Origin of the sequence: Citrobacter sp. Cpo126, assembly GCF_030332445.1 — a bacterium.
GTDB lineage: Bacteria > Pseudomonadota > Gammaproteobacteria > Enterobacterales > Enterobacteriaceae > Citrobacter > Citrobacter portucalensis.
In genome coordinates, this window is record NZ_JAOWHT010000026.1 from 1 (window position 1) to 12,906 (window position 12,906).

The following is a 12,906-nucleotide window of genomic DNA, read 5'->3' on the forward strand; positions in this document are numbered from 1 at the left end:
AGGCGATTCAGTTCCTGCGTACGCATATCCGTCAGTGACTGATGGCGCAGCACCAGTGCCCGTAACGCCCGTTCAACCGGATGCGGAGCTTCCCAGACTGCCGGGCGCTTCTGACGGCAAAACTCTGCCAGCATGCGGGCATCAACGGCATCGGTTTTGCTGCGCAGCCCCTCGCTCTGTGCGAAGGCTTTGCCGAGGGCAGGATTGATGATGGAGACGGTGAATCCGGCATCACTGAGATGGGCGGCCACGTCTTCCATATACGTACTGGTGGCTTCCATACAGATATGCGCCGGCGCCACGTTATGGCTGTTGAGCCAGTGGAGGAGTTCATTGTGGCCCTTCAGGGTGTTCGCAAATTTTTTACTGCGGTGACGGCCATCGGGACGCAGCACATCGACATCCAGCTTGGCTTTAGAGACGTCAATACCGATAAAATGAAGTTCCTGTTCCATAGTGAGACCAACCTTGTGAATGCGGATTACCGGGAAAACCGGTCCATGATACTGTCCGGTTTGTCACTTGTGGAGAACGGCAGTCCGCTGCATAAATCTACAATACAGGTTGTTAACCTAAGGCCGGATACGGCATGCGGACGGCATGGCAGGGAGAACTGGCCGGCCCTCTCTGCACAGAGAGGATAATACAAGGCCGGATAAGCGCAGCGCATCAGGCATAGTGGATTGAGGTTATTGTGTAAAACCGTTCTGCATACAAATCTGCGCGCTGGTTCTCAGCGTAAAGGCGACTTTGTCTGGGTACTGGCTGTAATAGTTATGCTCTTCTTCCAGCCCTTTTGCCTGCGCCAGACGTACCGTTTCCAGCGAGCAGGTACGGTAGATCAGGTCTTTATTCATATTGGTCTGCTTCTCGCGCTGTTTATCTGCGGACAGCGCCAGCCAGCTTTCGGACAGTGAGTAATCGTAGACCACCCGATTTCCTTTCGCCTGCACGTTCTCAATGGTAATGAATTCGTCGATTTTCAGTCTTGGCTGCCCACGCATTTTTTTCTTATCTTCTGCGGCGGCATATTGGGCCAGCGCATGAATATCCATACTGGCTATTTTCTGTTTATAAGCATCTACATAAGCGGTAGGTTGCTGATAATGCTGAGCGTAAGCGTTTCTTAATTCCCCGTCATTCATCGTACAACCTGCCAGAAACAGAGGTAATAGCAGTGCCAGTTTTATTTTAGTCATGATGTTATCCCGTTCATTATTTTGATCCCAGTCGCCCATAACAAAATAGAAAAATTATTACAGATGATATTTAAGGTTGTATAAACGAGAGCGCGATGGCACAAGTTCAATTGTCTTAAAATGGCAGGACAGGCGGGAAACCCTGCCAGAATTGGCAGGGTTTTGAACATACTGATAAAAAAATTAATGGCCGATCATCTTTGCCTTCGGGATCAGCTGGAAATACATATGATCAGGCACTGGTGTATCCCAGACATTGGCATAAACGGCATAACCAATGGTGGCAAACAGAATGCCAAGCACCAGTAGCGTCATGGCAACACCTGATAGCGTCTTCTGTCGCCATAACGGTTTACCGTTGTCTTGCGCCCCCGGCGGTGTTTGCAGTGAGAAACTCAGCGTTGAGGCCACCGGGCAGGATTCAACGCAGGTCATGCAGCCAGTGCATTCCACGGTACGCACCTGAATCAGTTTGTCGACCGGGATATGCGACGGGCAGTTTTTCGCGCATTTTCCGCAGTCGATGCAACTGTCTGCGTTACGGCGGATTTTAAACGGCGAGAGCAGCGAGAACAGACCGAGCAGCGCACCATAAGGGCACAGATAGCGGCACCAGGCATTGCGAATAAACAGGCTCAGGACACTGATAACGACAACAAAGATGAGCGTAGCGGAGCCAATATGGCGAAAGAAATCGAGCATCTTCACGTCGATAATCATGCCATAGGCCGACATTAGAAAATACTGAATCCCCTGTGCAGGCATCGACAGGGCGATATACAAAAAGAAACTCAGCAGCAAATACTTCAGACTGAGCAGCGGGATATCCAGCCAGCGCGGCAGCGTGAAGTTGCGACCAAATACTTTTTTCCCCAGATTGCCGAGCAGTTCGGACAGCGTGCCCACCGGGCATAACCACGAACAGAAGGCTTTTTTTAACAACAAACTAATCAGGATAAACGCAACTAACAGCAGCATGGAGGCGGCATGGATAGGCGGAAGAAAACCAGTCTCCAGCGTATAGCGGATATTCATCAAACCCGCGATTGGTAGCCATCCCTCAATACCACCAGGCCTTGGAATATAGACGCTGGTGCCGGCGGTTTCGAAATAGCGGACCCAGTAATAGAACGTTACGCCAATATAAATATTAATAGCCAGCAGGAGAAACTGGGTGGCTTTTCGCCAGCTGCTGGCGTTGCGCCAGTCATTCCACGGCAGTTTGCCTCCGATCGTGCCTGGACGGCGCTGCCAGCGCGTTCTTTTCTTCCCGTTCATGGTTTTATACTATCCCTCATATTTCCCCTTCTGCATTCAGAAGGCGTCATCACCGGGATATGCTAGCGCTATTCAGATTTGGTGTATTTGATTTGCATCTTATTACGTGGCTGTTATTTTCATCATGCCAATATGCCTGAATAAAAATAACAGCTCGATATTTATCGCAAGTCAGATAAATACCCTGAACGGGGTATTTATTTCTCTGCAGGGCAATGGTTATTCCTGATAAACCTCAACGCGGTCGCGACCATTACTTTTTGCCTGATAAAGTGCGCGATCGGCTTTATCAACCAGCTGTTTGTAGTCGGGATGATAATCATATTCGGCAATACCGATACTGACGGTAATAGAAAACGTTTCTGTCGCAGAGGCTGCCATGCGCATCCCGGCAATTTTCATACGCAGCGTTTCCAGAATAATACTGGCCTGCGATTCATCTGACTCGACGAGCAGGATCATAAATTCTTCACCACCGTAGCGGAACACGTAATCGCTGCTACGGATATGATCATAAATGACCGCTGCGACATTTTTGAGCGTCAGATCGCCGGTATTATGCCCGAAGTTATCGTTAATTTGCTTGAAGTAGTCGATATCCAGCATCGCCAGGCTAAAAGGCTTCCGCGCATGTAACGCTAACGAAATCTCACGCCGCATGATGGTCGGAATAAAGCGGCGATTAAGCAACTGGGTCAGCGAATCTTTACCATTTTCCTGCTTAACCAGCGCCTCAAACATTGAAGCGAGCAGGAAATGGATTTTTGCCGACAGCTGGCGAACATCCTGTAATAAGCTCATTCGCTCGGGTTCTGTCGGCTGATGCTGAGGTGACAGGGTGGTCGTCAGACGGGTGTCGATCTCTGCTATCAGCGACTCCATTTCTTTCAACAGATTGCTATTGCCAAGAATATGTTTTCCCTTATGTGAGAACCACATACCAAAATCAGAGTTCGCCAGAAACACCATTTCACCGAAAGGCATTCCGGTGGCAATGTTATAGATAAACTGGTTTTCCCAGTCAGTAAACGAACGGATTTGCCGCTCACGCTCGACGTTAACGTCATCGTAAATGGTCTGCAGGCGATACTGCTCCTGAGTATGCAGCGAGTTTTGATGGCTTGGGGAATAGGAGACGGTCATGGCCTCCAGTGCAGTATCCATTGCCAGACTGCTGAAACAGATAGCATTGCTCAACAGGGAAGACGAGTCGTCAGCTTTGGTTTTCAATACCCGATACAGCTCATCCTTGAGCTTACGCGCGCCGCGGTTTACCAGATCGATGGGCAGACCGATACGGGCATGCACCACGCCAATTTTGCGTTGTTTGGCCAGCAGCTGCGGTAGATCTTCGTGCGCGCTGCCGAGCACGCTGCGTAACCAGTCAAACATACTACCACTGAGGCGGGTACTGACCTGTTCTGTATTAAGGAACAATGCGCTCTGGGCATGGGAGAGCATATAGTCATAAAAAACGGTCACTAAATGGCGGATCTCTTCATCGCTTAACGATGTGAGGAGCGTGTGAACTTCAGGCGATGTTTGTCGTATCAGCGCCTGCCATTCTGTAAGGAGTAATGTGTCGTTTACCGGTTCAACCTGTTCCATCTCACTGCCACTCAACCTGCGATTAAAAATTCAGGCGGTATTACGGACAATTACCTCACGATGGTCAAGTTAAACTCTCTTATCGATGGCTAATACCTTCATAAATAAGTCTTAGCGCGAAAACACCTATTATTGCGCCAATCACCCGGCTGGCAACACGTTGGATACGACCATACGCCCGTCGCACGGCAGGCAAAGAAAATGCCTGGCTGAGAAATATACGCCAGATAACGGAAGACAACACAATGCCTGCCCAAGCCATCAGTCTGGCCCACGTAGGTGTGTCTGCGCTTAAGGTGACCGAGAAGATACTAATAAAAAACAGCACGGTTTGCGGGTTTGATAAATCTGTTAGTAATCCACGGCGGAAAAACACATACCAGGGGGCGGAAAGCGGCTGCTGTAGCGTGGGCATTTGCGGCGTGGCCTGATGGCGGATGCTGTTCCAGGCAAACCACAGCAGATAGGCGCCGCCGACAATCTTAATCAATGAAAATATCTCTTCACACTGGGTGATTAGCGTTGCCATACCAAAGAGCCCAAGGCCGGAGTAAAACGCATCACCTAAGGCAACACCCAGACCGGTCATCACACCTGCGCGTCGTCCGGATGCCAGGCTAGTTTGTACTACCACAAACAGGTTTGCGCCGGGGTTAAAAAAGGTTAAAACAAAGAGGCTGATGGTAAGAACGACGGCGTGCAGAGGTTCCATAGACAACATTTCCATTAGTAAGCGCTTAAGTGACAGCTAACACTATAATTTTAGTGTGTTCATCATTCTGCGTATTCACTCACACTGCGCAGTGAAACGCGCTGAGATTTGCAAATGACTTCATAGATTATTTTGTGCAAACCTGGCGCGTCAGATAACGCGACGGCACAGGTTTTCTGTTATCAACGATTCGCAAAATCTCTTTATATTTCCGCCTGCTCTGGATCTTTTTGCCAGGCTGAACTACTTATTAATCATCCTTGACTCGCATGTCGAATGTTCAGGGGTCGATGATGGCATATATAACAAAATCTGGAGCTTTTATATGAAAACTGGAATTAAAGTACTTATTGGTGCGTTAGCTTTTGTTGTGACCAACGCGTACGCCGCGGAATTTATGACGAAGGTTGAGTTTGAAAAGGTTGAGTCTCAGTATACAAAAATCGGTGATATTTCAACGAGTAATGAAGTCTCTACTTCGGATGCTAAAGAAGACCTTCTGAAGAAAGCTGAAGAGAAAGGTGCTGACGTGGTGGTATTAACCTCCGGCCAAACGGATAACAAAATCCATGGCACAGCGAATATTTACAAGAAAAAATAACGCGCTACTGTAAAAGACACGATACCCGCCGGTCATTGTACCGGCGGTTTTTCTTTTAGCCTGCGCCAGAACGTGGTTCTGCTAATTCCGAGATACCGCGCGGCGGCAGTTTTGTCACCATCAAATTGTGCCAACACCTGTTGCGGCGTCAGCAATGACGATGCTTGCGGTGAGTCTGCAACAATGGCCAGTTCCGGTAACAGCTGCTGTAAAAAATCTACGTTCAGCTCTGGCTGCGGTTCGACGCTTAAAAACAGTGCCAGACGTTCCATCATATTACGCAGTTCGCGGATATTCCCCGGCCAGCCATAATTAAGCAACGTCGGCTGACTTAACCCCAGCCCCTTGCGAACAGGCTCAGAAAACGGCACGTCCAGTTCCGCCAGCGACTGTTTTAAAAAGCCTTCCGCCAGTGGCAGGATATCGGGCAACCGTTCGCGCAGCGGCGGCAGCTTGAGGCGTAAAATGCTCAACCGATAAAACAGATCGGTACGAAATTCCCCCTGCTTCATCTCCTGTTCCAGATTACAGTGCGTGGCGCTAATCACCCGGACATCGACCGGAATCGGCTGATGTCCACCGACCCGGGTAACCTCTTTTTCTTCCAGCACACGCAGCAGTCGGGTTTGTAACGGCAGCGGCATCTCGCCTATCTCGTCAAGAAACAGGGTTCCGCCGTGAGCGATTTCAAACAGGCCCGCGCGTCCCCCTCGGCGAGAGCCGGTAAAGGCGCCATCCTCATAGCCGAACAGCTCCGCTTCCAGCAATGACTCGGTGATTGCCCCGCAGTTGACGGCAACAAACGGCGGTGAGGGTTTACCGCGCCGATTCTCCTGACGGGTGAAAAACTCACGGTGAATGGCCTGTGCGGCCAGCTCTTTACCCGTTCCTGTTTCGCCCTGAATGAGGACCGGCGCACGCGAACGGGCGTACAGCATAATGGTGTGCCGTACCTGTTCCATCTGCGCAGAGTGACCGCGCATATCTCCGAGCGCGTAGCGAGTGCGCAACGTATCGCCAGAGGCGTACTGACCGTTTCTGCGTAATGTCAGGCGGGTCATATCCAACGCATCGACAAAGGCCTGGCGCACGGTGGCCGCCGAATAGATAAAGATGCCGGTCATGCCTGCTTCTTCTGCCAGATCGGTAATCAACCCCGCACCAACTACCGCTTGTGTACCGCCAGCCTTCAGCTCGTTGATTTGCCCACGAGCATCTTCCTCGGTGATATAGCTACGCTGTTCAAGCTGCAAATTGAAAGTTTTTTGAAACGCGAGAAGCGCCGGGAGGGGTTCCTGATAGGTAATGATGCCAATTGACGAGGTGAGTTTTCCCGCTTTTGCCAGTGCCTGTAGCACGTCGAATCCGCTGGGTTTAATCAGGATCACCGGAATAGACAAACGGCTTTTCAGATATGCGCCGTTGGAGCCCGCCGCAATGATGGCATCGCAACGCTCGGTAGCCAGCTTCTTACGGATATAGGCCACCGCTTTTTCGAAACCAAGCTGAATGGGGGTGATGGTCGCCAGGTGGTCGAACTCCAGACTGATGTCGCGAAACAGTTCAAACAGGCGGGTGACCGAGACTGTCCAGATAACCGGTTTGTCGTCGTTCACTCGCGGCGGTAGATGCGTATCTGCCATAACTAACCCCAAAAATTAAGGAACCGAGTAGTAGGGTTTAGTTGTGTTTCATAAATGTTGCAATGAAACGTGAAGGAACGTTTCATGAAACGATAGCTGACACGCTTTTGTGCAACAAAAATAGAAACATTGGATTTAATCTGTTGTTTTAAAAGATAAAAAATTAAATCGAAGAGAAAATAAGCTCCCTGGCATACCCCTTGCTTTAGAAATATCAACGAACGATAACAAGTTGATAACAAGAGGACGGGATATGTCTCTACACTCCCCAGGGCTGGCGTTTCGCGCTGCGCTCACTAAAGAAAACCCATTACAAATCGTTGGCACCATCAACGCCAACCACGCTCTGCTGGCTCAACGTGCCGGGTATCAAGCGATTTATCTCTCCGGCGGCGGTGTCGCTGCGGGGTCGCTGGGTCTGCCGGATCTCGGCATTTCTACCCTTGATGATGTGCTGACTGATATTCGTCGCATTACGGATGTTTGCCCGCTGCCATTGCTGGTGGATGCGGATATTGGTTTTGGATCGTCTGCATTCAACGTGGCGCGTACCGTCAAGTCGATTTCCAAAGCGGGTGCTGCTGCGCTGCATATTGAAGATCAGATCGGCGCCAAGCGCTGCGGTCATCGCCCGAACAAGGCGATCGTCTCGAAAGAAGAGATGGTCGACAGGATCCGCGCAGCCGTTGATGCGCGCACCGATCCCAACTTTGTGATTATGGCGCGGACCGATGCGCTGGCGGTGGAAGGGCTAGAGGCTGCCATCGATCGTGCCCAGGCGTATGTCGAAGCGGGCGCTGACATGCTGTTCCCGGAAGCCATTACCGAACTTGCGATGTACCGCCAGTTTGCCGATGCGGTACAGGTACCAATTCTCGCCAACATTACTGAATTTGGCGCCACACCGCTGTTTACCACCGATGAACTGCGCAGCGCGAACGTTGCGATGGCGCTATACCCGCTGTCAGCTTTCCGCGCCATGAACCGCGCGGCGGAGAAGGTTTACAACGTGCTGCGTCAGGAAGGTACGCAAAAGAACGTTATCGACATTATGCAGACGCGCAACGAGCTGTATGAAAGCATCAATTACTACCAGTTCGAAGAGAAACTCGACGCGTTGTACACAAAAAAGTAACCGTCGTAGGCCGGATAAGGCGTAGCCGCCATCCGGCAATAAATTAGTACCCTACATATTACAATAATGACGAGGACAACATGAGCGACACAACGATCCTGCAAAATAGTACCCATGTCATTAAACCTAAAAAATCGGTTGCGCTGTCAGGCGTCGCTGCCGGAAATACTGCCTTATGTACCGTGGGTAAAAGCGGTAACGATCTGCACTATCGTGGCTACGATATTCTTGACCTGGCACAACAGTGCGAATTTGAAGAAGTTGCGCATCTGCTGATTCACGGGAAATTACCCACCCGCGATGAGCTCACCGCCTATAAAAGCAAACTGAAAGCGCTGCGCGGATTGCCCGCTAACGTGCGTACCGTACTGGAAGCGCTGCCTGCCGCCTCGCATCCGATGGACGTGATGCGCACTGGTGTTTCCGCGCTGGGTTGTACGCTGCCGGAAAAAGAAGGACATACCGTCTCCGGCGCACGCGATATTGCCGACAAACTGCTGGCATCGCTCAGTTCTATCCTCCTGTACTGGTATCACTACAGCCATAACGGCGAGCGTATTCAGCCGGAGACCGATGATGATTCTATTGGCGGTCACTTCCTGCATTTGCTGCATGGTGAAAAGCCATCACAAAGCTGGGAAAAGGCGATGCACATTTCGCTGGTGCTGTACGCCGAGCACGAGTTTAACGCTTCCACCTTCACGGGGCGTGTGATTGCGGGAACTGGCTCTGATATGTACTCCGCGATTATCGGTGCGATTGGCGCACTGCGTGGGCCGAAACACGGCGGCGCGAATGAAGTGTCGCTGGAAATTCAGCAGCGCTACGAAACGCCGGATGAAGCCGAAGCGGATATCCGTAAACGCGTTGAAAACAAAGAAGTGGTGATTGGCTTTGGTCACCCGGTTTACACCATCGCCGACCCGCGCCATCAGGTGATCAAGCGAGTGGCGAAACAGCTTTCTCAGGAGGGCGGTTCGCTGAAAATGTACAACATTGCCGACCGTCTGGAAGAGGTGATGTGGGAAACGAAAAAGATGTTCCCTAACCTCGACTGGTTCTCGGCAGTCTCTTACAACATGATGGGCGTCCCCACTGAAATGTTCACACCGCTGTTCGTTATCGCCCGCGTCACCGGCTGGGCGGCGCACATCATCGAACAGCGCCAGGACAACAAAATTATCCGTCCTTCCGCCAACTATACCGGCCCGGAAGATCGCGAATTTGTCCCGATTGAAAAACGTTGCTAATGCAAAACCTCTAAAGATAAAAAAACAGGAAATGTACCCTATGTCTGCACATATTTCGAACGTCCGCCCTGAATTTGACCGTGAAATCGTTGATATCGTTGATTATGTCATGAACTACGAGATCACCTCGAAGGTGGCGTATGACACCGCGCATTATTGCCTGCTTGATACCCTTGGCTGTGGCCTGGAAGCGCTGGAATATCCGGCCTGTAAAAAACTGCTGGGGCCGGTTGTACCGGGTACCGTCGTCCCGAACGGTGTGCGCGTACCGGGTACCCAGTTCCAGCTCGATCCGGTGCAGGCGGCGTTTAACATCGGTGCGATGATCCGCTGGCTGGACTTTAACGACACGTGGCTGGCCGCAGAATGGGGTCATCCTTCCGATAACCTCGGCGGTATTCTGGCGACGGCTGACTGGCTGTCGCGCAATGCGGTGGCGGTGGGTAAAGCGCCGTTAACCATGAAAAAAGTGTTAACCGGAATGATTAAAGCCCATGAAATTCAGGGCTGTATCGCGCTGGAAAACTCCTTCAACCGCGTCGGTCTGGATCACGTCCTGCTGGTAAAAGTCGCTTCCACGGCGGTGGTTGCCGAGATGCTCGGCCTTAACCGGGATGAAATTCTCAACGCCGTCTCGCTGGCGTGGGTCGACGGTCAGTCGCTGCGTACCTATCGTCATGCGCCGAATACCGGCACGCGTAAATCCTGGGCGGCTGGCGATGCCACCTCACGTGCTGTGCGTCTGGCGCTGATGGCGAAAACCGGTGAAATGGGATATCCATCTGCACTGACGGCGAAAACCTGGGGCTTCTATGATGTCTCTTTCAAAGGCGAATCTTTCCGCTTCCAGCGACCGTACGGTTCGTACGTGATGGAAAACGTGTTGTTTAAAATTTCCTTCCCGGCAGAGTTCCACTCGCAGACCGCGGTAGAAGCGGCGATGACGCTGTACGAGCAGTTACAGGCTGCAGGTAAGACCGCTGCCGATATCGAAAAAGTGACCATTCGTACACACGAAGCCTGTATCCGCATCATCGATAAAAAAGGCCCGTTGAATAACCCGGCGGATCGTGACCACTGCATCCAGTACATGGTGGCTATCCCGCTGCTGTTCGGACGCTTAACGGCGGCAGATTACGAAGACGGCGTGGCGCAGGATAAACGCATTGATGCACTGCGTGAAAAGATTAACTGCTTCGAAGATCCGGCCTTTACTGCCGATTACCACGACCCTGAAAAACGCGCCATCGCGAATGCCATCACGCTTGAATTCACCGACGGCTCACGCTTTGAAGAAGTGGTAGTGGAATACCCAATTGGCCACGCGCGCCGTCGTAACGACGGTATGCCGAAGCTGGTCGAGAAGTTCAAAATTAACCTGGCGCGTCAGTTCCCGACCCGTCAGCAGCAGCGCATCCTGGATGTCTCCCTGGACAGAGCCCGCCTGGAGCAGATGCCGGTCAATGAGTATATGGACCTTTATGTAATCTAAACCTGCGTGCGGCAAGGCGTAAGTTCAACAGGAGAGCATTATGTCTTATAGCGAGTTTTATCAACGTTCTATTACGCAGCCGGAGTCGTTTTGGGCCGAACAGGCCCAGCGTATTGACTGGCAGCAGCCGTATACGCAGGTGCTGGATCACAGCAACCCGCCGTTTGCCCGCTGGTTTTGCGGCGGCAAGACCAATTTGTGTCATAACGCCATCGACCGCTGGGTGGAGAAACAGCCTGACGCGCTGGCGCTGATTGCCGTTTCTTCAGAAACTGAAGAAGAACGCACGTTTACCTTTCGTCAGCTGTACGACGAAGTGAACGTGGCGGCGGCAATGTTGCTGTCGCTGGGCGTACAGCGTGGCGATCGGGTACTGGTTTATATGCCGATGATCGCCGAGGCGCACATTACGCTGCTGGCCTGCGCGCGCATTGGGGTGATCCATTCGGTGGTGTTCGGTGGCTTTGCCTCGCACAGCGTGGCGGCACGCATCGACGACGCCCAACCGGTGATTATCGTTTCGGCGGATGCCGGCGCGCGCGGGGGCAAGATCCTGCCGTATAAAAAGCTGCTCGATGATGCAATCAGTCAGGCGCAGCACCAGCCGCGTCATGTGGTATTGGTCGATCGCGGTCTGGCGAAAATGGCGCGGGTAGAGGGGCGAGACCTCGACTTTGCCGCGCTGCGCCAACAGCATCTTGGCGCGCGGGTGCCGGTGACGTGGCTGGAATCGAATGAAACCTCCTGCATTCTCTATACCTCCGGGACAACCGGTAAACCGAAGGGCGTCCAGCGTGACGTTGGTGGCTACGCGGTCGCGCTGGCGACTTCAATGGACACCATTTTCGGCGGTAAAGCGGGCGGTGTGTTCTTCTGCGCGTCGGACATCGGCTGGGTGGTTGGGCATTCGTATATCGTGTATGCCCCACTGCTGGCGGGGATGGCGACGGTGGTGTACGAAGGGCTGCCAACGTATCCAGACTGTGGCGTTTGGTGGAAAATTGTTGAGAAGTATCAGGTCAGCCGGATGTTCTCCGCCCCAACCGCCATCCGCGTGCTGAAGAAATTCCCGACCGCGCAAATCCGCAATCACGATCTCTCCTCGCTGGAGGTGCTGTATCTGGCGGGTGAGCCGCTGGATGAACCGACCGCCAGTTGGGTAACGGAAACGCTGGGCGTCCCGGTTATCGACAACTACTGGCAGACTGAATCCGGTTGGCCGATTATGGCGATCGCCCGCGGGCTGGACGACCGCCCGTCGCGGCTGGGTAGCCCAGGCGTGCCGATGTACGGCTATAACGTGCAGTTGCTCAATGAGGTAACCGGTGAGCCCTGCGAAGCGAATGAAAAGGGCATGCTGGTGATTGAAGGGCCGCTGCCGCCGGGCTGTATCCAGACTATCTGGGGTGATGACGCGCGGTTTGTGAATACCTACTGGTCGCTGTTTTCTCGTCAGGTGTACGCCACCTTTGACTGGGGTATTCGCGATGCGGACGGCTATTACTTCATCCTTGGCCGTACGGATGATGTCATCAACGTGGCCGGGCATCGGTTGGGGACGCGTGAGATAGAGGAGAGTATTTCCAGCTATCCGAACGTTGCCGAAGTGGCTGTGGTCGGCGTGAAGGACGCGCTGAAGGGGCAGGTAGCGGTCGCGTTTGTCATTCCGAAACAGAGCGACAGCCTTGAAGATCGCGACATCGCACATTCGGAAGAGAAGGCGATTATGGCGCTGGTGGACAGTCAGATTGGTAATTTTGGCCGCCCGGCGCACGTCTGGTTTGTATCGCAGTTGCCGAAAACGCGCTCTGGCAAAATGCTCAGACGGACGATCCAGGCGATCTGTGAAGGCCGCGATCCCGGCGATCTGACGACCATTGACGATCCGGCGTCGCTGCAGCAAATCCGTCAGGCGATCGAAGAGTAACATCGTGTGATGCCCGGTGGCGCAATGCTTACCGGGCCTTTTAGTATCGTAGGCCGGATTA

At 52.5% G+C, this 12,906-nt stretch carries 11 protein-coding genes; 5 read left to right on the plus strand and 6 right to left on the minus strand.

All coding sequences use genetic code 11. The features are described from left to right. The 5 genes from OGY17_RS04170 to OGY17_RS04190 all read right to left on the minus strand — a co-directional run. Positions 1–455, minus strand: a 455-nt coding sequence (locus OGY17_RS04170) for an IS110 family transposase (RefSeq protein ID WP_267445968.1), incomplete at its 3' end; no start/stop codon positions are given. A 234-nt stretch (positions 456–689) separates the two neighbouring features. After that, a complete protein-coding gene (locus OGY17_RS04175; RefSeq protein ID WP_239497872.1) occupies positions 690–1,199 on the minus strand; it encodes a hypothetical protein in 510 nt (169 codons plus the stop codon). Between the two features lie 183 nt (positions 1,200–1,382). Then, positions 1,383–2,477: a 4Fe-4S binding protein gene (locus OGY17_RS04180; RefSeq protein WP_286606462.1), complete on the minus strand. Its 1,095-nt coding sequence runs from the start codon at positions 2,475–2,477 to the stop codon at positions 1,383–1,385. A 219-nt stretch (positions 2,478–2,696) separates the two neighbouring features. Continuing rightward, a complete protein-coding gene (locus OGY17_RS04185) occupies positions 2,697–4,085 on the minus strand; it encodes a diguanylate cyclase (RefSeq protein ID WP_174770653.1) in 1,389 nt (462 codons plus the stop codon). Between the two features lie 79 nt (positions 4,086–4,164). Next, the gene (locus OGY17_RS04190; RefSeq protein WP_008783857.1) at positions 4,165–4,797 is read right to left on the minus strand and encodes a LysE family transporter; all 633 of its coding nucleotides are present in this window, start codon (positions 4,795–4,797) and stop codon (positions 4,165–4,167) included. A 325-nt stretch (positions 4,798–5,122) separates the two neighbouring features. Here OGY17_RS04190 and yahO point away from each other — a divergent pair, with 325 nt between their 5' ends. Beyond that, positions 5,123–5,398, plus strand: a complete 276-nt coding sequence (gene yahO / locus OGY17_RS04195) for a DUF1471 family periplasmic protein YahO (RefSeq protein ID WP_032942474.1) — start codon at positions 5,123–5,125, stop codon at positions 5,396–5,398. A 32-nt stretch (positions 5,399–5,430) separates the two neighbouring features. Here yahO and prpR read toward each other — a convergent pair whose 3' ends face one another. After that, complete coding sequence (gene prpR / locus OGY17_RS04200) at positions 5,431–7,041, minus strand: propionate catabolism operon regulatory protein PrpR (protein WP_057067073.1); 1,611 nt, start codon at positions 7,039–7,041, stop codon at positions 5,431–5,433. A 253-nt stretch (positions 7,042–7,294) separates the two neighbouring features. Between prpR and prpB the strand changes: the two genes are divergently transcribed. The 4 genes from prpB to prpE all read left to right on the plus strand — a co-directional run bounded on the left by prpB (position 7,295) and on the right by prpE (position 12,845). Next, positions 7,295–8,176, plus strand: coding sequence for a methylisocitrate lyase (gene prpB / locus OGY17_RS04205; protein WP_003830903.1), 882 nt, complete (start codon positions 7,295–7,297; stop codon positions 8,174–8,176). Positions 8,177–8,256: 80 nt separating this feature from the next. Next, positions 8,257–9,426: a bifunctional 2-methylcitrate synthase/citrate synthase gene (prpC, locus tag OGY17_RS04210; RefSeq protein WP_032942476.1), complete on the plus strand. Its 1,170-nt coding sequence runs from the start codon at positions 8,257–8,259 to the stop codon at positions 9,424–9,426. A gap of 40 nt (positions 9,427–9,466) precedes the next feature. After that, positions 9,467–10,918 (plus strand): bifunctional 2-methylcitrate dehydratase/aconitate hydratase, encoded by a 1,452-nt coding sequence (locus OGY17_RS04215; protein WP_048214832.1) that lies wholly within the window; start codon positions 9,467–9,469, stop codon positions 10,916–10,918. Between the two features lie 40 nt (positions 10,919–10,958). Beyond that, positions 10,959–12,845, plus strand: a complete 1,887-nt coding sequence (gene prpE / locus OGY17_RS04220; protein ID WP_286606466.1) for a propionate--CoA ligase — start codon at positions 10,959–10,961, stop codon at positions 12,843–12,845. The last annotated feature ends 61 nt before the right edge of the window (positions 12,846–12,906 follow it).